The sequence below is a fragment of the Pseudomonas sp. v388 genome, assembly GCF_003935425.1.
Lineage (GTDB): Bacteria > Pseudomonadota > Gammaproteobacteria > Pseudomonadales > Pseudomonadaceae > Aquipseudomonas.
Genome location: NZ_RHQN01000007.1, coordinates 194,808 through 217,296, shown reverse-complemented (window position 1 = coordinate 217,296; position 22,489 = coordinate 194,808). Strand labels below are relative to the sequence as shown.

Annotated in this window: 20 protein-coding genes; 19 read left to right on the top strand and 1 reads right to left on the bottom strand. The window is 61.2% G+C overall.

Annotated elements, in window-relative coordinates; translation table 11 throughout:
* The first annotated feature begins 847 nt into the window (after positions 1-847).
* The 3 genes from EGJ27_RS17815 (at position 848) to EGJ27_RS17805 (ending at position 5,286) form a co-directional block, all read left to right on the top strand.
* On the top strand, positions 848-2,713 hold the full coding sequence (locus EGJ27_RS17815; RefSeq protein ID WP_218568059.1) for a hypothetical protein: 1,866 nt from the start codon (positions 848-850) through the stop codon (positions 2,711-2,713).
* 74 nt (positions 2,714-2,787) lie between these two features.
* Positions 2,788-4,716 (top strand): Ig-like domain-containing protein, encoded by a 1,929-nt coding sequence (locus EGJ27_RS17810; protein ID WP_125832054.1) that lies wholly within the window; start codon positions 2,788-2,790, stop codon positions 4,714-4,716.
* A gap of 111 nt (positions 4,717-4,827) precedes the next feature.
* Complete coding sequence (locus EGJ27_RS17805) at positions 4,828-5,286, top strand: hypothetical protein (protein WP_125832053.1); 459 nt, start codon at positions 4,828-4,830, stop codon at positions 5,284-5,286.
* Here EGJ27_RS17805 and EGJ27_RS17800 read toward each other — a convergent pair whose 3' ends face one another.
* Positions 5,287-5,976, bottom strand: a complete 690-nt coding sequence (locus EGJ27_RS17800; RefSeq protein WP_125832052.1) for an alpha/beta family hydrolase — start codon at positions 5,974-5,976, stop codon at positions 5,287-5,289. It lies immediately after the preceding gene.
* 91 nt (positions 5,977-6,067) lie between these two features.
* Between EGJ27_RS17800 and ccoN (EGJ27_RS17795) the strand changes: the two genes are divergently transcribed.
* The 16 genes from ccoN (EGJ27_RS17795) (at position 6,068) to tssI (ending at position 22,486) form a co-directional block, all read left to right on the top strand.
* On the top strand, positions 6,068-7,489 hold the full coding sequence (gene ccoN, locus EGJ27_RS17795) for a cytochrome-c oxidase, cbb3-type subunit I (RefSeq protein ID WP_125832051.1): 1,422 nt from the start codon (positions 6,068-6,070) through the stop codon (positions 7,487-7,489).
* A 10-nt stretch (positions 7,490-7,499) separates the two neighbouring features.
* Positions 7,500-8,108 (top strand): cytochrome-c oxidase, cbb3-type subunit II, encoded by a 609-nt coding sequence (gene ccoO / locus EGJ27_RS17790; protein WP_125832050.1) that lies wholly within the window; start codon positions 7,500-7,502, stop codon positions 8,106-8,108.
* A gap of 4 nt (positions 8,109-8,112) precedes the next feature.
* Positions 8,113-8,328 (top strand): CcoQ/FixQ family Cbb3-type cytochrome c oxidase assembly chaperone, encoded by a 216-nt coding sequence (locus tag EGJ27_RS17785; protein ID WP_125832049.1) that lies wholly within the window; start codon positions 8,113-8,115, stop codon positions 8,326-8,328.
* Positions 8,325-9,275: a cytochrome-c oxidase, cbb3-type subunit III gene (ccoP, locus tag EGJ27_RS17780; RefSeq protein ID WP_125832048.1), complete on the top strand. Its 951-nt coding sequence runs from the start codon at positions 8,325-8,327 to the stop codon at positions 9,273-9,275. The genes EGJ27_RS17785 and ccoP (EGJ27_RS17780) overlap by 4 nt, the downstream gene beginning before the upstream one ends.
* 432 nt (positions 9,276-9,707) lie before the next feature.
* Complete coding sequence (gene ccoN, locus EGJ27_RS17775; RefSeq protein WP_125832047.1) at positions 9,708-11,150, top strand: cytochrome-c oxidase, cbb3-type subunit I; 1,443 nt, start codon at positions 9,708-9,710, stop codon at positions 11,148-11,150.
* Positions 11,150-11,758 (top strand): cytochrome-c oxidase, cbb3-type subunit II, encoded by a 609-nt coding sequence (ccoO, locus tag EGJ27_RS17770; RefSeq protein WP_125832046.1) that lies wholly within the window; start codon positions 11,150-11,152, stop codon positions 11,756-11,758. Before ccoN (EGJ27_RS17775) ends, ccoO (EGJ27_RS17770) begins: the two co-directional genes overlap by 1 nt.
* Positions 11,759-11,763: 5 nt before the next feature.
* Positions 11,764-11,955: a cbb3-type cytochrome c oxidase subunit 3 gene (locus tag EGJ27_RS17765; RefSeq protein ID WP_125832045.1), complete on the top strand. Its 192-nt coding sequence runs from the start codon at positions 11,764-11,766 to the stop codon at positions 11,953-11,955.
* On the top strand, positions 11,952-12,929 hold the full coding sequence (gene ccoP / locus EGJ27_RS17760; protein WP_125832044.1) for a cytochrome-c oxidase, cbb3-type subunit III: 978 nt from the start codon (positions 11,952-11,954) through the stop codon (positions 12,927-12,929). The genes EGJ27_RS17765 and ccoP (EGJ27_RS17760) overlap by 4 nt, the downstream gene beginning before the upstream one ends.
* A gap of 269 nt (positions 12,930-13,198) precedes the next feature.
* Positions 13,199-13,450: a type II toxin-antitoxin system Phd/YefM family antitoxin gene (locus EGJ27_RS17755; protein WP_125832043.1), complete on the top strand. Its 252-nt coding sequence runs from the start codon at positions 13,199-13,201 to the stop codon at positions 13,448-13,450.
* Positions 13,450-13,932 (top strand): type II toxin-antitoxin system VapC family toxin, encoded by a 483-nt coding sequence (locus EGJ27_RS17750; RefSeq protein WP_125832042.1) that lies wholly within the window; start codon positions 13,450-13,452, stop codon positions 13,930-13,932. The genes EGJ27_RS17755 and EGJ27_RS17750 overlap by 1 nt, the downstream gene beginning before the upstream one ends.
* Positions 13,933-14,092: 160 nt before the next feature.
* On the top strand, positions 14,093-15,508 hold the full coding sequence (gene ccoG / locus EGJ27_RS17745; protein ID WP_125832041.1) for a cytochrome c oxidase accessory protein CcoG: 1,416 nt from the start codon (positions 14,093-14,095) through the stop codon (positions 15,506-15,508).
* 10 nt (positions 15,509-15,518) lie between these two features.
* Positions 15,519-16,058: a FixH family protein gene (locus EGJ27_RS17740; protein WP_125832040.1), complete on the top strand. Its 540-nt coding sequence runs from the start codon at positions 15,519-15,521 to the stop codon at positions 16,056-16,058.
* Between the two features lie 37 nt (positions 16,059-16,095).
* The gene (locus EGJ27_RS17735) at positions 16,096-18,567 is read left to right on the top strand and encodes a heavy metal translocating P-type ATPase (RefSeq protein WP_125832039.1); all 2,472 of its coding nucleotides are present in this window, start codon (positions 16,096-16,098) and stop codon (positions 18,565-18,567) included.
* Positions 18,546-18,758, top strand: a complete 213-nt coding sequence (ccoS, locus tag EGJ27_RS17730) for a cbb3-type cytochrome oxidase assembly protein CcoS (RefSeq protein WP_125832038.1) — start codon at positions 18,546-18,548, stop codon at positions 18,756-18,758. The genes EGJ27_RS17735 and ccoS overlap by 22 nt, the downstream gene beginning before the upstream one ends.
* A gap of 20 nt (positions 18,759-18,778) precedes the next feature.
* Positions 18,779-19,462 carry a sulfite exporter TauE/SafE family protein gene (locus tag EGJ27_RS17725; RefSeq protein ID WP_125832037.1) on the top strand — a complete coding sequence of 228 codons (684 nt, stop codon included), beginning with the start codon at positions 18,779-18,781 and terminating at the stop codon, positions 19,460-19,462.
* A 303-nt stretch (positions 19,463-19,765) separates the two neighbouring features.
* The gene (gene tssI / locus EGJ27_RS17720) at positions 19,766-22,486 is read left to right on the top strand and encodes a type VI secretion system Vgr family protein (RefSeq protein ID WP_125832036.1); all 2,721 of its coding nucleotides are present in this window, start codon (positions 19,766-19,768) and stop codon (positions 22,484-22,486) included.
* Positions 22,487-22,489: the final 3 nt, after the last annotated feature.

Below are 22,489 nucleotides of genomic sequence, written 5' to 3'. Positions count from 1 at the left end.
TGATCCAAGCAAGTACTCTTGGCCCGGACCTCTCCACGTAGAAGATGAGACAGCAGGGCCATCCAGATTAATAATACGAGTATTACTGACGATTGCCCTACCATCTAAGACCCTGAGACCATCTCGAATAGTCGCACTATTAGCATTGACAACTGACTCAGTCACAAATACGTTATCGACTATCGCCCCCTCCAACAGATTCAGGGTCCCTTTCGTTCTAACCTCATAATTTGCCGGATCACGTGTACCATCCACGTCTTCGACCCTGTTATCCACCACAATTGTTTCACCTAAAACCTCCGTATCCATTTCAGTTTCGACGCCAGAACGCACAGACGCATCGATATCATATGCCTCCACAAATGAAACCGGAATGACCAGCCCGGCACAGACTGCCATTGTGTTCAATATTAGTCCTAACCTTGATTTCGCAGATATTTCCACCACGTCATTACACATAGGTTCACCATACAAATGTAGAACCTGAATTCTCCAAACAACTCAATCAAGCTTGAGAACCCATACATCTTGCAGAAAGCCGGACTTATCCTACTTTCTCGTAAGAAATATACTACGGACTACTGACATCTCTAAAGGGCTTCAAAGCATCACTTATCACGCAACTTCGCCAACAAAATCCTTCCTCAAAAAATATTCTTCTACCACCCCAAATCCTGTTGACAGCCAACCCCAAAAGCTATTACGTGCAAAACGCAAATCGGGAAAGCCATTTGCACACACCCTATTTATGTCGCCTTGGTTAGACGAGCGCCAGTAGACCGTCACGCCTTGAATTTACCGGCATCGGCTAACAGTGCCTTGGCGCGCATGCTTAAAGGATTAAGTTATGAACAATCTGCAAAAGAAACCCAGCATCAACTACCGGCGCAGTGCGCGTAATCTTTCTCTGGAATTGGTGCCGCCTTTTGTCGAGGCCGCGTTCCATGACGAAGACAACGAAGGCTTGCTGCCTATCGGCGCACTCACGCAGCCTGTGAAAGTGGATCTGGTTGTCTGGGACACTGCCAATATTGGCGATTTGTATCAGGTCCGCTGGAACAAGAACGGAGTTGGAGAACTGAAGACCATTGAGGACACCGATGCGCCCGGCAAGCCGCTATTCCTGGAAATCCCGACAGATGTACTTGTCGAAGGCATACATGACCTGTCGTACTTCACCATCAACAAGGAAAACGGTGTCGAAGAATGGTCTAGCTCCGTACCAATCGTGGTCGACTTGACAGCTCCCGGCCGCCCGCAACTGGGCCCAATGAAATTCCCGCCCGAGATCGACAGCGGCCTGACCTCTGACGAACTCACCCAACTGGGCGACAAGCTGGAAGTCGAGATCGGCAGCTATACCGGAATGGCCAAGCACGACGTAATCCGCACGTACTGGGGCAATGTCGAAGGCCCGGGCGCAACGGTCAGCGCAGATGACATGGGCCTCAAACGAGTCATGATTACCTACAGCCGCGCCTTTCTGGAAGGGCTGGGGAAATTCAATGGCGTGGTGAGCTACGACGTTACCGACCGCGCCGGCAATACCTCAACTCGTTCTCTTGGCGTGTTTGTACTGCTCGACCTTGAAGAGTTGCCGGCTGATTATCCGGCGCCGATCATTGATCCTGCCGTAGGCAACTTGATCGATTACGCAGAGGCGCAGGCCGGGGTCGCAGTCGATATTCCTAAATATCCCGGCGCCGCAGCACTGGATCTGATCACACTCCATTGGGGTAACCAGTCTTCACCTCCGCTGCCGCTACCGGCGGGGAATGAAGGCGAGGATATCGTTCTGTCGATTGACGTGCCTTACGACACTATCGCAGCCAATCCCATTGGCCAGGTACAAGTCACTTACGACGTGCAGCGTTCGGGTTCCCGTGTAGGCAGTTCACTTGCCAGCACAATAGATGTGTTCGTCACATTACCAGGTCCAGACGTACTGGACGCGCCCATCATTCAGGGCACCAGCATCACCAACCCCAACATCGATGACAACTTTATCGATGAAGATGATTACGAGTTGAACGGGCGCGCAATCATTACTTGGAAAGACGGTTTTGAGGTCAGCGATGACTTGGGGCTGCATTGGGGGCAAGAGTTTATCCCGCAGTGGTATCAGATCAAGGCAAGTGACGTAGTGAATCAGAAGGATCTGGTATTGCCTGTACCCAATAACATTATGAAATCAGAAGGCACAGGTGCGGCTATTCCCGTGCGTTTTGCGCTGACCCGCTTTGGCAACCCCAACCCTGCAACTTCACCCGTTCAGACCGTGACGGTCCGATCCAAGGCTGAAACGCCAGGCGGCGAAGATGGGTTGGATGGTCCGACTTTTACTACCAACGATAATGGTGTTGTAGGCCCGATCGAGAATCCGGACGGTGCAGAAGTAGCGATTGCACCGTACCTCAATATTTTGAAAGACCAACTCATCGAATTTTCCTTCAAAGCGTTCGACAATAACAATCAGCCAATCCCTGCCGCCGACTTTAAGGATGAGCGCGAGCTGGACCAAATCGATGTCATCAATGGCTACACATTCAAGGTTCCCGCAACCAACTTGAAGCGTATTTGCATAGGTTATGGCGAAGCGAGCTTCAAAGTCACACCACCGGAAGAAAGCAATCAGAGCCCGGCAACATCCCGTGTAACTCGGGTCAGAATCAACATGAGCAAGCCTTCCTCGGGCTGTGCCTGGGTTGCCTGAAATAATTAATACTGAACTATGAATGACCGCCATTCCTGATAAAGGGATGGCGGCTTGAAAAAGGATTAACTTACATGCTTAAAATCAATAACAGCCTGCATTCTAAGTTGACTAAATTCATTGATGAGAATTTGACTCCAGCCAAAGTGGATGTGGCACTCAATGCAGACGGCCTGCTGCCGGTGAGTTCGCTGACAAGCCCCATCAGGGTTACTTTCCCGGCCTGGGCCGCAGTTATGGCGGGAATCCGTTATCAACTCCTGTGGGACGACACCTTGGTGGGCGAAGAAAAAGTGGTCGCACCCGGAACTCGACCCGGCGATACCCTATTCCTGCATATCCCAGTGGAAGTGTTGTCGGAGGGTAAGCACAGCTTGTCCTACCAATTGACCAACCCTGAAAATGGATCGACCAGCGAAGCACCTCCCTCGCCAATCGAAGTCGACCTGACCCCGCCTGGGTCGCCGATTCTCGCTCCTGTTCTGTTTCCTGACCTGATCCGGGACGGGCTGACATCCGATGAGCTGGACGGCCTGAATAACGTACTGCCCGGCACCATCGCCAGTTACCAGGGCATGAAAGAAGGAGACACGATTCGCACATACTGGAACAGAATTCCAGGGCCTACAGCAGTGGTGTCCAGAGACGACATGGGCCTCAGGCGTGTCGTGATCGGCTTCCAACGAACTTTTCTTGAAGGGATCGGTGATATCGAGGCACCGGTGCATTACACAGTGGCAGACCTTGCAGGCAACTTGTCCATGGTTTCCGAGCCGGTCAGCGTGAAGCTTCAACTCTCGGTAGTGCCCCCCCTCCCTGCCCCCCGCATCAAGGAAGCCAACGGCGACATCCTCGATCCAGTGAACGCCCCCGACGGCGCGACGGTGGTGGTCGACGCCAGCGCCGCATTACGTGTGGGCGACCGGGTGTTCGTGGTCTGGCAAGGGCCCAAAGGGTATGGCGATAAGGATCTGATCATCACCGAGGCGCAAGCCGGCAAGGCACTGGCGGTGGTGTTTGCACCCAACCTGGTAACCGACAATGCCGGTGAGTCAGTGCAGGTGGTGTATGGCGTCTACCGGGTGAACGGGGTGGTGCAGCGCTCGCCGACGGTGATTGTGAAGATCCTCGCAAGCCTGACCGAGCTGCCGGCTCCGCGCATGGATACCGTCGGTGCGGACGGAGTGGTGAATCTCTCGCTGATCCCGGATTCCGGTGCGACGATTCGGGTCAGGTATCCGGACCTGGGCGCCCAGGACCGTGTCGTGGTCAATTGGCGTGGCGCTTCGAGCTACGACACGCCGGAACAGGTCGGCGGCGCGGGCGAATTGTCGTTCAACCTGCCCAAGGCACTGCTCGTAGCAACCGCGAATGCGGCCGCCATCGTCACTTACACGGTGACCCGCGGCGGCACAGCCAGGGTCTCGGCGCCGCTGGGCCTGACGGTCAGGTCGGGGCTGCAACTGGATACCTCGCCGGTCACTCTGGGCGGCAAAGTCTATCTACTGCCGGGCACGCCGGACCTGCTCCCCGATTTCCCGACCGGCACCAGCATCCAGCGGGTCGCCAGCGGCGGGCAGGCGCCCTATACCTATGCTTCCAGCAATACGCTGATCGCCAAGGTCGACGCCAACGGCCTCACCACCGTGCGTGGCAACGGCAAGGCGACCATCTCGGTGACCGACGCGGCGGGCGACCACAAGAGTTTCGAAGTCACCGTTACCGGCGTGATCCATTGCCTGGGCGTCGGCAAAGGCAGCCTGGCGCAGATGACAGCGGCGGCCGCAGGCCAGGGCGGACGCATCCCGTCCATCACCGAACTCAAGGAGATCTACATCACCTACGGCAGCCGCTGGCCGATGGGCAACGGCAACTACTGGTCTTCGACCGTGGCGGCTGAAAGCCTGGTGGGCATGAAGTGGTACTTCGTGAAAAATCTGGTCACAGGCATGGACTTCAAATTGCTGCATCACAATGCCAGTCTTGGCGTCGCCATTCGCTAGCAGTGGAATGATCGAGGGGGGGCGTTACCCGTCAGGCGTAACGCCCTCTTTTGCATGCGCCTTGCGCCAGGGCGCACAGCCAACTGTTTCAAAAGCCTCAAGAGCCAGACCATGCGCCACCCTGTCATTCCCAGTAAACGCTTCGTCCGTCCGCCGCCGTGCGAGGGCACCTTCCAGGCGCAGGTCAATCGCCAGCCGCTGCTCGTCTCCTCGCTAGTGGCCAAGCTGACACTGCGACCGGAACTGGCCCACGCTCCGAACCACTGGATCTGGAAAATCATCGCCGACGGCAAGGTCGGCCATAAACGCACCAGTATCGGCCTGTTTTTCGACCACGACCTGCGGCCCGGCACTCACAACCTGATCGGACATGACCGTATCAAGGTCGTCTACAACGAAACCCCGCACTGGCAGAGCGTCATCTACCACTCGGCGCATTTTCAGAGCGGGATCTTCACCCTGATAGAGGCCAACCCCAAGACCCAACGGCTGCGGGGCCAGTTCAGTTTCAGCATTTCGGCCATGGAGTTCGAGGTCACCGAAGGCGTGTTCGACGTGCAGTGCCGGTGATCACCGCGCCAGGAAGTCGGCAATCTTGCGAGCTGACGCTTGCAGGCATTCGGCATGGCTCACGCCTGCGGATTTGAGCGGCTTCAAGTCGTGATTGGCGGTGGGCAACCAGTGCAGTTCGATCCGGCTGGACAGCCCGTACCCACCGACCTCCTCCCGAGTCCCCAGTGCATCGCGCTCACCCTGAACGATCAGGGTCGGCGTCTTCAGGGCGGCCAGATGCTCCACTCGGGTCTTCTCGGGTTTGCCCACCGGATGAAACGGATAACCCAGGCATACCAGCGCGTCGACGTTGAGTTCATCGGCAATCAGGCTTGCCATACGCCCGCCCATTGATTTGCCGCCCACCGCCAGCCGCCCAGCGACACAGGGTCGCAGCTGTGCATGGGCCTGGCGCCAGCACTCCAGCAGTTGCGGCTGCTGGTTGGGCGGCCGTTTGCTACCGCCAGTGCGACGCTGGGCCATATAGGGAAACTCGAAGCGCATCACGCTCACCCCTTCTGCGGCAAGGTATCGGGCCATGTCGTTCATGAACCCGCTGTCCATCGGCGCGCCCGCGCCATGGGCCAGCAGCAGCGTCAGTGGCGCTCGGCCTTCGATAACGCGCCCTTGCGACCACAGCCAGCCGCTGTCCCGAGCCAGCTGTACGCATTGACCCTCGTCAATACCGGCCTGTTGACCATTGCTCATGCTTGCCTCGCTTTTGATGAATCCGCCACGAACCCGGAGCTATAACCGCGCGCAGTGGCCCCCGACCAAGCTGGATGGGAAACACACTTGAATGAACACAACTCATAGCCCCGCCTATAACTATCAGGTGGTCCGCCAGTTCGTCATTATGACGGTGATCTGGGGGATTGTCGGGATGGGACTGGGCGTTTTCCTGGCCGCGCAGCTGGTATGGCCGCAACTCAACTTCGACCTGCCCTGGACAAGCTTCGGCCGCCTGCGCCCGTTGCACACCAACGCGGTGATCTTTGCCTTCGGCGGTTGTGCGCTGTTCGCCAGTTCTTATTATTCGGTGCAGCGCACCTGCCAGACCCGCCTGTTCCTGCCCAGGCTGGCGGCGTTCACGTTCTGGGGCTGGCAACTGGTGATCGTGCTGGCGGCCATCACCCTGCCGCTGGGCTACACCACATCCAAGGAATACGCCGAACTGGAATGGCCCATCGACATCCTGATCGCCGTGGTCTGGGTCGCGTATGCCGTGGTGTTCTTCGGCACCGTGGCCCGCCGCACGACCAAGCATATTTACGTGGGGAACTGGTTCTTCGGTGCGTTCATCCTGACCGTGGCACTGCTGCACATCGTCAACAATCTGGAATTGCCGGTCAGCCTGACCAAGTCCTATTCGCTGTACGCAGGCGCGACCGATGCGATGGTGCAATGGTGGTACGGCCACAACGCAGTAGGTTTTTTCCTGACCGCAGGCTTTCTGGGGATGATGTATTACTTCGTGCCCAAGCAGGCCGAACGGCCGGTGTACTCGTACCGACTGTCCATCGTCCACTTCTGGGCGCTGATCACCCTGTACATCTGGGCCGGTCCGCACCATTTGCATTACACCGCGCTGCCGGACTGGGCGCAGTCGCTGGGGATGGTGATGTCGCTGGTGTTGCTGGCGCCCAGCTGGGGCGGGATGATCAACGGCATGATGACCCTCTCGGGCGCCTGGCATAAATTGCGCAGCGACCCGATCCTGCGCTTCCTGGTGGTGTCGCTGGCGTTCTATGGCATGTCGACCTTCGAAGGGCCGATGATGGCGATCAAGACCGTCAACTCGCTGTCCCACTACACCGACTGGACCATCGGCCACGTGCACGCCGGCGCCTTGGGCTGGGTGGCGATGATTTCCATCGGCGCGCTGTACCACATGATCCCCAACGTCTTCGGTCGCCCGCAGATGCACAGCATCGGGTTGATCAACGCCCACTTCTGGCTGGCCACCATCGGCACCGTGCTGTACATCGCCTCGATGTGGGTCAACGGCATCACCCAAGGCTTGATGTGGCGAGCCATCAACGATGACGGCACGCTCACTTATTCCTTCGTCGAAGCGCTGCAGGCCAGCCATCCTGGTTTCATCGTGCGCCTGATCGGCGGCGCGATTTTCCTGCTGGGCATGTTGCTGATGGCCTGGAATACCTGGCGCACCGTGCGGGCTTGCAGTCCTGCTGAAATCGCCGCCGCGCAGATGGCTTGAGGACCTGACCATGAACCATGAAGTCATCGAGAAAAACGTCACCCTGCTGATGATCCTGATGGTGCTGGCCGTCAGCATCGGCGGCCTGACCCAGATCGTTCCACTGTTCTTTCAGGACGTCACCCACACGCCGGTCGAAGGCATGAAGCCGTACACCGCGCTGCAACTGGAAGGTCGCGACATTTATATCCGCGAAGGCTGCGTGGGTTGCCACTCGCAGATGATCCGCCCGTTCCGCGCCGAAACCGAACGCTACGGTCACTACTCGGTGGCCGGGGAAAGCGTCTGGGACCACCCGTTCCTCTGGGGTTCCAAGCGTACCGGCCCGGACCTGGCCCGGGTTGGCGCACGCTACTCGGACGACTGGCACCGCGCCCACCTGTACAACCCGCGCAACGTGGTTCCCGAGTCGAAAATGCCTGCTTATCCGTGGCTGGTGACCGCCCAGGTGGACAGCCGCTTCACCGAAGCCAAGCTGCGCGCCCTGCGCACCCTCGGCGTGCCGTACACCGACGCCGACCTCGAAGGCGCCGTCGCCAGCCTCAAGGGCAAGACCGAAATGGACGCGCTGGTCGCCTACCTGCAAGTGCTCGGCACTTCCATCAAGAGCAAGAGGTAACGCCATGGATATTGGAGACTTGCGCGGCCTCGGCACCTTGATCGTGGCGATCGCCTTCATCGGGATGTCCCTCTGGGTATCCAGCAGCAAACGCCATTCGGACTTCGCCGAGGCGCGCATGGCACCTTTCGCGGACGAACCGCAGGCGCCTGCCGACGAGCCGAAAGCCGAAGCGAACCCTGAAACAGAGCAACCCGGCGTGCGGAGCAGCCAGCCATGACCACCTTCTGGAGTATTTACATCAGTGTGCTGACCCTGGGCAGCCTGATCGGCCTGGCGTGGTTGCTGGTTGCCACCCGCAAGGGCGAAACCAGGGGCAGCACCGACCAGACCATGGGCCACAGCTTCGACGGCATCGAGGAGTACGACAACCCGCTGCCGCAGTGGTGGTTCATGCTGTTCGCCGGGACGCTGGTGTTCGCCGTCGGTTACCTGGTCCTCTATCCGGGCCTGGGCAACTGGAAAGGCCTGCTTCCCGGCTACGAAGAGGGCTGGACCGGCGCCCATGAGTGGGAAAAGGAAATGGCCAAGGCCAACGCCAGATTCGGCCCGATCTTCGCCCGGTTCGCCGCCATGCCGGTGGAGCAAGTGGCTCAGGACCCGCAGGCGCTGAAGATGGGCGCCCGGCTGTTCGCTTCCAACTGCTCGGTGTGCCATGGCTCCGACGCCAAGGGTGGCTACGGTTTCCCCAACCTCACCGATACCAACTGGCGTTGGGGCGGCCATGCCGACACTATCAAGGCCACCCTCATGACTGGCCGCGTCGCGGCCATGCCGGCATGGGGCGCGGTGATCGGCGAGGCAGGCGTAAAGAATGTCGCCGCTTATGTCCGCTACCATCTGGCCGGCCTGCCACTGCCGGCTGACAACACCGCGGACCTGGCCGCCGGACAGCAAGTGTTCAGTTCGACTTGCGTAGCCTGTCATGGCTCTACCGGTACCGGTGTCGAGGCGATGGGCGCCCCTAACCTCACACAACCGGGTGGTTACATCTACGGCACCAGCCTTGCACAGCTGCAACAGACCATTCGTCTTGGTCGCCAGGGTCATATGCCTGCTCAGGCCGATTTGCTGGGCAATGACAAAGTGCAAGTGCTGGCCGCCTATGTGTACAGCCTTTCCAGGAGTCCTGATCAACTCCACAAAGAGGAAAAGCCGTCGCAGTAACGCCTTGACCCGGTGGTACTTCCAAATGCCGCACCCCGCAACAGGGTGCGGCATTTTCCCGAGCCTGCGACCAAGTGTCGCACCCGCATTCCCGACGTCTTCCCACACCCCTGTTTCGGGACTAAGCTTCGCGTCAGTGGACTGGCTATCGCTGGTCACAGGTCGAACGAAAAGAATGTGTCCGATGCGCGTGCCCAGCCCTCTTCAACAGGCTTGATTCGCCTGTTCGATCACCCCGCAGGCCGCCGCCGACACGCTGGTGCCCTGGTTCCGTCGACCTGCCCCCGCTTTTTCGGTCCGCTCTGACACCGGCCGGCTGTAGCAGCCGACCTGCAAACGTGTCCGAGGGCCGCAGCATCAAGACCGGCAACACCGTATGCCGGTGCCTGCGTCCGGGTTTACCACAAGAATGACCTGACCGTGGGATCTGAAATGAGCACTGTAACCAGCCCGACCGCCTACAACTACAAGGTTGTCCGCCAGTTCGCCATCATGACCGTCGTCTGGGGAATCCTGGGCATGGTGCTGGGCGTCTTCATTGCCTGCCAGCTGGTCTGGCCGGAGCTGAACTTCGATCTGGAATGGACCACCTTCGGCCGCCTGCGACCGCTGCATACCAACCTGGTGATCTTCGCCTTCGGCGGTTGCGCGCTGTTCGCCACGTCTTACTACGTGGTGCAACGGACCTGTCAGGCGCGGCTGATTTCCGATGGCCTGGCGGCGTTCTCGTTCTGGGGATGGCAGGCGGTGATCGTCAGCGCAATCATCACTCTGCCGATGGGCTACACCACCACCAAGGAATACGCCGAACTGGAATGGCCCATCGCGATCCTGCTGGCCATCGTCTGGATCACCTACGGTGCAGTGTTCTTCGGCACCATCGTCAAGCGCAAGACCAAGCACATCTATGTCGGAAACTGGTTCTACGGCGCGTTCATCGTCGTGACCGCCATGCTGCACATCGTCAACCACATGTCGTTGCCGGTCAGCCTGTTCAAATCCTATTCGGCCTATTCCGGGGCCACCGACGCCATGATCCAGTGGTGGTACGGCCACAACGCCGTAGGTTTTTTCCTGACGACCGGCTTTCTGGGGATGATGTACTACTTCGTGCCCAAGCAGGCCGAACGGCCGATCTATTCGTACCGATTATCCATCGTCCACTTCTGGGCGCTGATCACCCTGTACATCTGGGCCGGTCCGCACCATCTGCATTACACCGCGCTGCCGGACTGGGCGCAGTCGTTGGGCATGGTCATGTCGATCATCCTGCTGGCGCCCAGCTGGGGCGGGATGATCAACGGCATGATGACCCTGTCGGGCGCCTGGCATAAGTTGCGTACCGACCCGATCCTGCGCTTTCTGGTGGTGTCGCTGGCGTTCTACGGCATGTCGACGTTCGAAGGCCCGATGATGGCGATCAAGACCGTCAACTCGCTGTCCCACTACACCGACTGGACCATCGGCCACGTCCACGCCGGTGCCTTGGGCTGGGTGGCGATGATCTCCATCGGCGCGGTGTACCACATGATTCCGAAAGTCTTCGGGCGTGCGCAGATGCATAGCATCGGCCTGATCAACGCGCACTTCTGGCTGGCCACCATCGGCACCGTGCTGTACATCGCCTCGATGTGGGTCAACGGCATTACCCAAGGCTTGATGTGGCGGGCGATCAACGATGACGGCACGCTCACCTACTCCTTCGTCGAAGCGCTGCAGGCCAGTCACCCAGGCTACATCGTGCGCGCCATCGGCGGTGCGTTCTTCGCCAGCGGCATGCTGCTGATGGCCTACAACGTCTGGCGCACCGTGCAGGCGTCCGATCCCAAGGAAGCCGAAGACGCGGCACAGATTGTCGGGGCAGGAGCGCATTGATGAAGCACGAAACGCTGGAGCGCAACATCGGACTGCTGGCTTTTTTCATGGTCATCGCAGTCAGCATTGGAGGCCTGACGCAGATCGTGCCGCTGTTCTTCCAGGACGTGACCACGCGGCCCATCGAGGGCATGAAGCCACGCACCGCCCTGGAAGTGGAAGGCCGCGACGTCTATATCGCCAACGGCTGCGTCGGGTGCCACTCGCAGATGATCCGCCCGTTCCGCGCCGAAACCGAGCGTTACGGCCATTATTCGGTGGCTGGCGAAAGCGTCTGGGATCACCCGTTCCTCTGGGGCTCCAAGCGCACCGGGCCGGATCTGGCGCGGGTCGGCGGGCGTTACTCGGACGACTGGCACCGCGCCCACCTGTATAACCCGCGCAACGTAGTGCCGGAGTCGAAAATGCCGGCCTATCCGTTCCTGGTCGAGAAGCTGCTGGACGGCAAACAGACGGCGAAGAAACTGGAAGTGCTGCGCACGCTGGGCACGCCCTACACCGACGAAGACATCGCCGGCGCTGCCGCCGCCGTGGCCGGCAAGACCGAGATGGATGCGCTGGTGGCCTACCTGCAAGGCCTGGGCACCCTGATCAAGAGCAAACGGTGACCGTCATGGATATCGGAATGATTCGAGGGCTGGGCACGCTGGTAGTGATGATTGCCTTCATCGGTCTGGCCCTGTGGGTGTTCAGCCCCAGGCGCAAGGCCGAGTTCGACGACGCGACCATGCTGCCGTTCGCCGACGACCCGGAAGCGGCGCGCAAGATGCAGCAGGCCGAGGACGCCGGGAGCAATAAGTCATGAGCATCTTCTGGAGCCTGTACGTCACAGTGCTGACGCTGGGCACGATCATCGCCCTGACCTGGCTGCTGCTGGCCACGCAAAAGGGCCAGCGCAAGGAAACCACCGAGGAAACCGTCGGCCACTCCTTCGACGGCATCGAGGAATACGACAACCCGCTGCCCCGCTGGTGGTTCATGCTGTTCATCGGCACCATCGTGTTTTCCCTGGGCTATCTGGCGCTGTATCCGGGCCTGGGCGACTGGCGCGGACTACTGCCGGGCTACGCCTACGTGGATAACGAAAAGCAGACGCAGTTTGCCGACGGCCGGACCGGCTGGACCGGCGTTCATGAGTGGGAAAAGGAAATGGCCCGCGCCGAATCCCGGTTCGGCCCGATCTATGCCCGCTACGCGGCCATGCCGATCGAAGAAGTCGCCCAGGACGCGCAAGCGCTGAAAATGGGCGGTCGTCTATTCGCTTCCAACTGCTCGGTGTGCCACGGTTCGGACGCCAAAGGCGCCTACGGCTTCCCCAACCTGACCGATGACTACTGGCGCTGGGGTGGCGAAGCGCAGGCCATCAAGACCACCATCCTGGGCGGCCGCCATGCGGTCATGCCTGCCTGGGGCGAAATACTGGGCGAGCAAGGCGTGCGGGATGTCTCGGCGTTTGTGATCAGCGGCATCAGCGGCCGGAAACTGCCCGAAGACGCCAAGGCCGACCCGGCCGCCGGGCAGAAGATCTTCGCCGCCAACTGCGTGGCCTGCCACGGCGCGGATGCCAAGGGCACCGTGGCCATGGGCGCGCCGGATCTGACCTTACCGGCCGCCTACATCTATGGCTCCAACTTCTCACAACTTCAGCAAACCATCCGCTACGGACGCCAGGGCCAGATGCCGGCTCAGGAAGCGATGCAAGGCAATGACAAAGTGCATCTGCTGGCGGCTTACGTTTATAGCCTGTCGCGCAAGGAACAACCGGCTCCCAGCGAATGAGGCGTAGCAACCACGTCTGGAACGCTGAAATCAGGACACTTCTGACATACCAAAGCGAATTGTCTTACTGATAGTCACATTGCTACGTAGCTAGACTTTCCTCGCTGTCACGCCCACAGAGGCGCTTGTTCAAGAACGGGCCTGGCCGCGACCGGGCCACTGCAGTCAAACCATCTGCATCGTCTGCACGCCAGTCTCCGCGGACAAGTGCGCCGTCACAGCCGCCAACGCTTTTGCAGCATATCCATCCACCCTGGGAGGTTCGTTCAATGACTACCACTCTCTCCAGCCGCGAGTTCAATCAGGACACCAGCGGCGCCAAGAAAGCCGCCCGAGAAGGCCCGGTTTTCATCACCGACCGCGGCCGCCCGGCCTTTGTGCTGATCAAAATCGAAGACTACCGGGCACTGACCGGCGGCCACTTGAATGTGGTGGACCTGCTGAGCATGCCGGAAACGCCCGACATCGACTTCGATACCCAACGGGTCAACATGACCTCGCGACCAGTGGAACTGAGCTGATGTTTCTACTCGACACCGACGTGATTTGCGAACTCAGGAAACGCAACGCCGACAGCCATGTCATCAGTTGGGCCAGATCGCACGCGCACTCTTGCCTGTTCATCTCGGCCATCACCCTCATGGAGCTGGAAACCGGCGTGCGGCGTGTCGAGCGTCAGGACCCGGCCCAGGGCGCGTTGCTAAGAACCTGGCTGGATCACCAGGTCTGCAAAGCGTTCGCGGGGCGAATCCTGGCAGTGGACACGGCCGTCGCCAAGCGCTGTGCCCAGTTGCCTGTTCCCGGTTTTCGCAGCGAAACCGACGCGCTGATCGCCGCTACCGCACTGGTTCACCGCATGACCGTCGTGACTCGCAACGTAGCGGATTTCGAACACTGTAAAGTGACGCTGCTCAACCCTTGGGTCAGCCAGGTGCATGAACAGCCTGGGCATTATCAACCCACGCCGCAGCTACAAGCGGGCCATAATCAACCTGTCCGTTGATCCAGATCATCCACACAGGCTGCGGCCGGTCCCGAAAGCGGCCAAAGGTCGCAGCCTGAGGTATAACGCCAGGCGTATCATGAGCCCTGCAAGCAACAGATTCTGACCCCGGTTGGCACGTACCGGCCGAGGCACATTTCCACTGCCGTGGGACGCACCGATGAGCAAGCAGATTCCGGTACACGACGTCACCCCGCCTTCGAAAAAGGACGGCGAGATCGTTGACCTCTATGCCTCGCGGGAAAAGATCTACACCCGTTCTTTCACGGGTCTGTTCCGCAACCTGCGGATGGTCGGCGGCGCGCTGCTGTTCCTGATCTACTTCGGCACGGTCTGGCTCAACTGGGGCGGGCATCAGGCCGTATGGTGGAACCTGCCGGAGCGCAAGTTCTACATCTTCGGCGCCACCTTCTGGCCGCAGGATTTCATCCTGCTGTCGGGCATCCTGATCGTCGCCGCCTTCGGGCTGTTCTTCATCACCGTCTACGCCGGGCGCGTCTGGTGCGGCTATACCTGCCCGCAGAGCGTCTGGACCTGGATCTTCATGTGGTGCGAGAAGATCACCGAAGGTGACCGCAACCAGCGCATCAGACTCGACAAGGCCCCGATGAGCGCCCACAAGCTGATCCGCAAGACCGCCAAGCACAGCCTCTGGCTGCTGATCGGCTTTCTCACCGGGCTGACCTTTGTCGGCTACTTCTCGCCGATCCGCGAACTGTGCATCGATCTGTTCACCGGTCAGGCCGACGGCTGGGCGTACTTCTGGGTCGGCTTCTTCACCCTGGCCACTTACGGCAATGCGGGCTGGCTGCGCGAACAAGTCTGCGTCTACATGTGCCCTTATGCACGGTTCCAGAGCGTCATGTTCGACAAGGACACACTGATCGTTTCCTACGACCCGCGTCGTGGAGAACGGCGGGGGCCGCGCAAGAAAGAGGCGGACTACAAAGCGCAGGGCCTGGGCGACTGCATCGATTGCACCCTGTGCGTTCAGGTCTGCCCGACCGGCATCGACATCCGCGACGGCCTGCAGGTGGAATGCATCGGCTGCGCGGCCTGCATCGACGCCTGCGACACCGTCATGGACAAGATGAATTACCCTCGCGGCCTGATCAGCTACACCACCGAACACAATCTGTCCGGCCAGGTTACTCATAAACTGCGTCCACGCCTGCTCGGCTATGCGGCGGTGTTACTGCTGATGATCGGCCTGCTGACAACGGCGTTCATGACCCGCTCGCTGGTGGGCTTCGACGTCAGCAAGGACCGCGTGCTGTACCGTGAGAACGCCGAGGGGCGGATCGAGAACGTCTACAGCCTCAAGATCATGAACAAGGATCAGGTGGATCACACTTATATTCTGGAAGCCACCGGGCTGTCCGACCTGAAGCTGCAAGGCCGGCGCGAAATCCGGGTGGCGGCCGGCGACATCGTCAGCATGCCGGTCGAGCTGTCCAGCGCGCCGGAAAAGTTGCCGTCCAGCACCAATGAAGTCACCTTCATCCTCAAGGATGTGGACGACGCCGATTCGCAGATACAAGCGCGCAGCCGATTCATCGGCCCGCAAATCCGTTAAGAGCACGACTATGAGTATCGCGACCGCTTCAAGCCCCTGGTACAAACATGTGTGGCCGTGGATCATTATTGGCATCCTGACCTGCTCGGTGACCCTGAGCCTGACCATGGTGACCATCGCCGTGAACAACCCGGACAACCTGGTCAACGACAACTATTACGAAGCCGGCAAGGGCATCAACCGTTCCCTGAACCGCGAGCTGCTGGCCCAGACCCTGCAACTGCGCGCCAGCATCCGTCTGGACGATCTGACTGGTGAAGCCGAACTGCGCCTGAGCGGCAACAGCCGGCCGGAGCGTCTGGAATTGAACCTGATCTCCCCGACCCAGCCGGACAAGGACCGCCGTGTGTTCCTTACCCGCAGCAGCTCTGACAACGAACGTTACATCGGTCAGTTGCAGGACAAGGTCGACGGTCGGCGCTTCGTCGAGCTGCTGGGTGTCGAAGGCGGCCAGACCTGGCGGCTGTTCGAGGAAGAACAGGTGCGTCACGACCGGGACCTGAAGCTGGGCGACGAGCCGCTGCAAGGTGCCCAGGATGGCAGTCGCTGACTGCGCCTTTTCCTACTGAAGAAGTTTCGATCCGCCCATGACCGTCCCCGTCCCCTGCTTTCACTGCGCCCTGCCCGTTCCGCATGGCAGTCGCTTTACGGCCGTCGTGCTGGGGGAAACCCGCGAGTTGTGTTGTCCCGGTTGCCAGGCGGTGGCGCAGGCCATCGTCGCCGGCGGGCTGGAAAGCTATTACCGCCACCGCAGCGAGAACTCGACCAACCCCGAGCAGCTGCCGGCGCAGTTGCTCGACGAACAGGCGCTGTACGACCGCCCGGATGTCCAGGCGCCGTTCATTCGTCAGCAGGGTGAACAGTCGGAAGTCACCTTGCTGGTCGAAGGCATCAGCTGCGCGGCCTGCAGCTGGCTGATCGAGCGCCATCTGCGTGGCTTGCCGGTCGTTACCGACGTTCAGTTGAATCTGTCCAATCATCGGCTGCATGTACGTTGGGACCAGAGCCGTTTGCCGCTCAGCCAGGTGTTGGCTGAACTGCGCAGAATCGGCTACGCCGCACATCCCTGGCAGGCGGATCGCGCCAGCGAGCAACTGGCCAGCGAGAACCGCCTGGCGCTGCGTCAACTGGGCGTGGCCGGCCTGCTGTGGTTTCAGGCCATGATGGCGACCATGGCGACGTGGCCGGAATTCAATATCGACCTCAGCGCCGAGATGCACACCATCCTGCGCTGGGTCGCGCTGTTTCTGACCACGCCTATCGTTTTCTACAGCTGCGCGCCGTTCTTTCGCGGCGCGGTGCGCGACTTGCGCAGTCGCCATCTGACCATGGACGTGTCGGTGTCCCTGGCTATCGGCCTGGCTTACCTGGCCGGGATCTGGACCGCCATCAGCGGCCAGGGCGAGCTGTATTTCGATGCCGTGGGCATGTTTGCGCTGTTCCTGCTGACCGGCCGCTATCTGGAACGCCGGGCGCGGGCGCGCACCGCTGCGGCGACGGCGCAACTGGTCAACCTGTTGCCTGCGTCCTGTCTGCGCTTGAACGCAGATGGACAGAGCGAACGCATCCTGCTGCGTGAGCTGCAACTGCAAGACCGGGTGCTGGTGCATCCCGGCACGGTCATTCCTGCCGACGGCCGAATTCTGGACGGCCGATCAAGCATCGATGAGTCCCTGCTGACGGGCGAGTACCTGCCGCAACCGCGCAAGGTCGGCGACCCGGTCACCGCCGGCACGCTGAATGTCGAAGGTCCACTGACCGTTGAGGTGCTGGCGCTGGGACACGAGACCCGGCTGTCGGCCATCGTCCGCCTGCTGGAGCGCGCTCAGACTCAGAAGCCGCGGATTGCGGAAATCGCCGACCGCGCCGCCCAGTGGTTTCTGCTTGCATCGTTGCTGGCGGCGGCATTGATCGGCGCGCTCTGGTGGCATCTGGATGCAAGCCGCGCATTCTGGATCGTACTGGCCATGCTGGTTGCCACCTGTCCCTGCGCGCTGTCGCTGGCCACGCCGACCGCGCTGACCGCCGCCACCGGCACGCTGCACCGGCTCGGGCTGCTACTGACTCGCGGTCATGTGCTCGAAGGCATGAACCATGTCGACACGGTGATTTTCGACAAGACCGGCACGCTCACCGAAGGCCGACTGACCTTGCGCAGTATTCTGCCGCTGGGCGAACTCGACAGCGATCAGTGCCTGGCGCTGGCCGCCGCTCTGGAAGACCGCTCTGAACACCCGATTGCGCGGGCCTTCGGTCGAGCACCCACGACGGCCGAGGGTGTCCATGCCATGCCTGGCCTGGGCCTGGAAGGCACGGTCGACAACCAGCGCCTGCGCATCGGCCAGCCGGCATTCGTCTGCGCACTGAGCGCCAGTGATATCCCGTCGCTGCCCGGCGATCACCTCGGCCAGTGGCTGCTGCTGGGCGACCGGCAGGGTCCTCTGGCCTGGCTGGTGCTGGATGACCGTTTGCGCGACGATGCCGCGTCTTTGGTGCACGCCTGCCGGGCGCGCGGCTGGAAGACACTGCTGCTGTCGGGTGACAGCTCGCCGATGGTCGGACGTGTTGCCGCACAGCTGGGTATCGACGAGGCCCACGGCGGCTTGCGGCCGGACGATAAACTGGCGTTCCTGCACCGTCTGCATCAGCAGGGCCGCAACGTGCTGATGCTGGGCGACGGCGTCAACGACGTTCCGCTGCTCGCCGCCGCCGACATCAGCGTGGCCATGGGTTCGGCCACGGACCTGGCCAAGACCAGCGCCGATGCCGTGCTGCTGTCCAATCGCCTCGATGCTTTGGTCGACGCCTTCGGTCTGGCGCGCCGCACGCGGCGGATCATTATCGAAAACCTGCTGTGGGCCGGGCTGTACAATGGCCTCATGTTGCCGTTCGCCGCGCTGGGCTGGGTCACACCGGTGTGGGCCGCGATCGGCATGTCCATCAGCTCGCTGGTCGTGGTGCTCAATGCCTTGCGCCTGACCCGCGCACCCGGTCACGTTGCCCCGCCCGGCAACCGAAACCTGATTGCGGAGGTCCCATGCCCGCGCTCTACATCATGATCCCGGCAGCGTTGCTGCTGGTCGCCGTGGCGATCTACCTATTTTTCTGGGCGGTGGACAGTGGTCAGTACGATGACCTCGAAGGACCGGCGCACAGCATTCTGTTCGATGATCAGGACCCTCGGCATCAGGCGGCGGTCGACGAAGCGGTCGGCAAACCCAAGCCAGATGAGACCCGTCCCGATGCCTGACACCGCCAGACTGTTCCCTCATGCTTGAGCTCGGTCCCCAACTGCTGTCGGCGTTCATTCTCGGCCTGCTGGGCGGCGGTCATTGCCTGGGCATGTGCGGCGGTCTGATGGGTGCGCTGACCCTGGCGATCCCCGCCGAGCAGCGCACTCGACGCTTTCGCCTCTTACTCGCCTACAACCTGGGACGCATCCTGAGCTACGCCGCCATCGGCCTGTTGGTCGGGCTTCTGGGCTGGGCGGTTGCCAGCAGTCCGGGCGCGACCGGCATGCGCGTCGCCGCCGCGCTGCTGCTGATCGTCATGGGCTTGTACCTGGCCGGCTGGTGGAGCGGCCTGACCCGTATCGAAAGCCTGGGCCGTGGTTTGTGGCGTTACATTCAGCCGCTTGCCAATCGCCTGCTGCCGGTGTCGACCCTGCCGCGCGCCTTGCTGCTCGGCGCGCTCTGGGGCTGGTTGCCGTGTGGGCTGGTCTACAGCACCTTGCTGTGGGCGGCCAGCCAGGGCAATGCGCTGCACAGTGCGCTGCTGATGCTGGCGTTCGGGCTTGGCACCTGGCCGGTGCTGCTGGCGACCGGCCTGGCCGCCGAACGCACTACGGCACTGTTGCGTCAACGCGGCATCCGCATGGCCGGCGGATTACTCGTGATTCTGTTCGGCATCTGGACCCTTCCCGGACCGCATCAGCACTGGCTGATGGGTCACTGAACCGCTTGACCCGGTGCGCAAGATCTTGCGCACCTTCCCCGCCGTTCTTATCCCTCCCATAGCGCTCAACCCCACGGATTTCAAAGCCTGTAGCCCGCTGCGCAAAAACTTGCACGGCGTGTGCAATAACTTGCGCGCTTTTCCGGGATTTATGGCCTCAAATCCACCAGAAAAACCCAATAAATACTTCTATCCAATTGATATACAAGCATTTTTATTTTCTGGCCCGCTATTTGTTAGGGAGCACGCCTCGGGCGGGCGCCGTCGCCCTGCATTACAGGCCAGTAAAGAACCTTGTGAATCATGGCTACAACACTGCATCAGCAAGCATTTCGTCTATTCATCGAAGGAAAGGAAAGCGAACTACGAGTCGTGGCATTCTCCGGCCGCGAAGCGCTCAACCGGCCATACGCCTTCGACGTGGAGCTGGTCACTGACCATGACTCGTTGGATCTGGACAGCCAGTTGCACAAGCTCGCCTTTCTGGAAATTTCCGACAACGGATGCGGTTTCCATGGGCAGATCTACCACTTCGCCTGTACGGAAACGAGCGAGACACTGACCCGCTACCGGCTGTCGCTGCGTCCGCGTCTTGCCTATCTGGCCCACCGCATCAATCAGCGGATCTTCCAGCACAGCACAGTGCCGCAGATCATCGCCCAGGTGCTCGAGGAACACGGCATCCTGGCCGGCGCCTATGCGTTCCATTTTCCCAAGCCATACCTGCCGCGGGACTATTGCGTTCAATACGGCGAGTCCGATTTGCACTTCATCCAGCGGCTGTGTGAAGAGGAAGGTATTCATTTCCACTTCCAGCACAGCGCACAGGCGCATGTGCTGGTGTTCGGGGATTCCGACACCGTATTTCGCAAGCTGACGCCCACCGCTTTTCACCTCGACAGCGGCCTGGTGCCGGATGCGCCCACCGTGAACCGGTTTGGCGTGCGTCTGGCGACCCGCACCAGCCGCGTGACCCGGCGCGACTATGACTTCGCCCATCCACGGTCTACGCCGGAAGCCGCAGACGCCAGCGATGCGAAGCCCGATCTGGAGGATTACCACTATCCCGGCCGCTTCGTGGACCGGCAGCGCGGTGACCGGTTTGCCCAGCGCGCCTTGCAAAGGCACCGCAGCGATTACCGGCTGGCAGAAGGTCGCAGCGATCAGCCGCAGCTGGCCAGCGGGCATCTGCTGCCCCTGGTCGACCACAGCGTGCAGGAATGGAACGTGCTGTGGCTGCTCACCGAAGTTCGCCATGAAGGCCGACAGCCACAGGCGCTGCACGTGTTTTCCCGCCAAGCGCTGAAGGGCGATCAGGATGGCTTTCTCCAGGGCTATCGCAATCGGTTTTACGCAACCATGCGGGATGTGCCTTTTCGGCCTGCGCTCAAGCACCCCAAGCCCAGGATGGCGGGCGCCCAGACCGCACGCGTCACCGGGCCTGAAGGTGAGGAAATCCACTGCGACCCGCATGGCCGGGTGAAGGTGCAGTTCTTCTGGGACCGCGACGGCCGGCAAAACGAGCACAGCAGTTGCTGGCTGCGCGTGGCGTCCACTTGGGCAGGCGAGCGGATGGGCGCGTGGTCGCTGCCCAGGGTCGGCATGGAGGTGCTGGTCACCTTTCTCGAAGGAGATCCCGACCAGCCTCTGATTACCGGCTGCCTGTACAACGGTCTGAACCTGCCGCCGTACAAGCTGCCGGACCTGAAAACGCTGTCGACCCTTAAGAGCAAGGAATACCGGGGAAGTCGCGGCAATGAATTGCGTATCGACGACACGTGCGAGCAGATCAGCATCGCGCTGCGCAGCGATCATGGTGCAAGCGCAATCAACCTGGGTTATCTCACCCAGCCACGCCCCTACGGCGGCAAGCCTCGCGGTGAAGGTTTCGAGCTGCGCACCGATCAGCATGGTGCCATCCGGGCCGCCGCCGGACTTTTGATCACCACCGAGCCGCGCTTCAACGAGGCCGGGCACCACAAGGACCTGCCGGAAGCCGCCGAGCGTCTGGCCACCGCTTGCGGACAACAGGAAGGCTTTGCCATGCAGGCTCGGCACTGCCTGGCGCAGGAAACCGGCGACCAGGATGAAGTCGCCGACGCGCTTGCCCGGCAGCAACAGGGCATCGCCGGAACCGACCCGGCTGGTTCTTCGGGTGGCCGGTTCCCGGAATTCAGTGAACGGCATCTGGTGATGTCCAGTCCTGCCGGCGCTGCCCTGACCACGGCCCGGTCCACTCATATCGCCACCGGCGAACACCTGGCGCTCAGCAGCACGGGCCACACCAGCCTGTCCATCGGCAAACGCCTGCTGGCCAGCGCCAGTCGCGGCATGCGCCTGTTCGTGCAGAGCATGGGCTGGCGACTGGTCGCGGCTTCCGGCGACATCGACATCCGGGCCCTGAAAGACAGCATCAACCTGCTGGCCAGACTCAATGTCACCGTCAGCGCAGAGCGCATCACCCTGTCCGCCAAAACCGAACTGGTCATTCAGGGCGGCGGCAGCGCCACCACCTGGAATGCAGGCGGAATCACCCACGCAACCACCGGCCCGTACACCGTTCATGGGGCCAACTTCGTCTGGACCGGCGCCAAAAGCTCCGCCGCGCCTTTCCCCCAATCGCCCAAACCCGGTCAGGGACATCTGGAACTGTACAACCGCTACGCCAACCTGAGCGGCGTCAACGGCAGTACCTACGAGGTACTCGACGCACTGGGCGCCCGCCACACGGGCGTGCTCGACCCCGCAGGCTTCGCCACGGTTTCCGGCGCTGCACCTGGCCCGGCTCAGGTGAAATTCGGCGCCGACCCGGCCGACAGCTGGGCCCCAGGCAGCCACGTGGCGACCGCCCGTTGGCCGGCGGAGCCGCCGCGCACCACTGCGCTTCCAGCCGTGATGCGCCCGCTGGTGGACAAGGCTCTGCAAAACGCCTCCATCGCCCAAAGCCTGGCGGGCCTGACACTGCCCTCCTCTCTGGGCGCCCTGAAAAACCTGGACCTGCCGCCTGGCGAGAAAGATCGATGAGTA

Excerpts from the sequence above, each read along its gene's own strand:
- EGJ27_RS17815 (WP_218568059.1), top strand. The coding sequence starts at position 848 with ATGAACAATCTGCAAAAGAAACCCAGCATCAACTACCGGCGCAGTGCG.
- ccoN (WP_125832047.1), top strand. The coding sequence starts at position 9,708 with ATGAGCACTGTAACCAGCCCGACCGCCTACAACTACAAGGTTGTCCGC.
- EGJ27_RS17755 (WP_125832043.1), top strand. The coding sequence starts at position 13,199 with ATGACTACCACTCTCTCCAGCCGCGAGTTCAATCAGGACACCAGCGGC.
- EGJ27_RS17810 (WP_125832054.1), top strand. The coding sequence starts at position 2,788 with ATGCTTAAAATCAATAACAGCCTGCATTCTAAGTTGACTAAATTCATT.
- ccoG (WP_125832041.1), top strand. The coding sequence starts at position 14,093 with ATGAGCAAGCAGATTCCGGTACACGACGTCACCCCGCCTTCGAAAAAG.
- ccoO (WP_125832046.1), top strand. The coding sequence starts at position 11,150 with ATGAAGCACGAAACGCTGGAGCGCAACATCGGACTGCTGGCTTTTTTC.
- EGJ27_RS17740 (WP_125832040.1), top strand. The coding sequence starts at position 15,519 with ATGAGTATCGCGACCGCTTCAAGCCCCTGGTACAAACATGTGTGGCCG.
- EGJ27_RS17765 (WP_125832045.1), top strand. The coding sequence starts at position 11,764 with ATGGATATCGGAATGATTCGAGGGCTGGGCACGCTGGTAGTGATGATT.
- ccoP (WP_125832048.1), top strand. The coding sequence starts at position 8,325 with ATGACCACCTTCTGGAGTATTTACATCAGTGTGCTGACCCTGGGCAGC.
- EGJ27_RS17800 (WP_125832052.1), bottom strand. The coding sequence starts at position 5,976 with ATGAGCAATGGTCAACAGGCCGGTATTGACGAGGGTCAATGCGTACAG.
- ccoS (WP_125832038.1), top strand. The coding sequence starts at position 18,546 with ATGCCCGCGCTCTACATCATGATCCCGGCAGCGTTGCTGCTGGTCGCC.
- EGJ27_RS17750 (WP_125832042.1), top strand. The coding sequence starts at position 13,450 with ATGTTTCTACTCGACACCGACGTGATTTGCGAACTCAGGAAACGCAAC.
- EGJ27_RS17725 (WP_125832037.1), top strand. The coding sequence starts at position 18,779 with ATGCTTGAGCTCGGTCCCCAACTGCTGTCGGCGTTCATTCTCGGCCTG.
- EGJ27_RS17785 (WP_125832049.1), top strand. The coding sequence starts at position 8,113 with ATGGATATTGGAGACTTGCGCGGCCTCGGCACCTTGATCGTGGCGATC.
- tssI (WP_125832036.1), top strand. The coding sequence starts at position 19,766 with ATGGCTACAACACTGCATCAGCAAGCATTTCGTCTATTCATCGAAGGA.
- ccoP (WP_125832044.1), top strand. The coding sequence starts at position 11,952 with ATGAGCATCTTCTGGAGCCTGTACGTCACAGTGCTGACGCTGGGCACG.
- ccoN (WP_125832051.1), top strand. The coding sequence starts at position 6,068 with ATGAACACAACTCATAGCCCCGCCTATAACTATCAGGTGGTCCGCCAG.
- ccoO (WP_125832050.1), top strand. The coding sequence starts at position 7,500 with ATGAACCATGAAGTCATCGAGAAAAACGTCACCCTGCTGATGATCCTG.
- EGJ27_RS17735 (WP_125832039.1), top strand. The coding sequence starts at position 16,096 with ATGACCGTCCCCGTCCCCTGCTTTCACTGCGCCCTGCCCGTTCCGCAT.
- EGJ27_RS17805 (WP_125832053.1), top strand. The coding sequence starts at position 4,828 with ATGCGCCACCCTGTCATTCCCAGTAAACGCTTCGTCCGTCCGCCGCCG.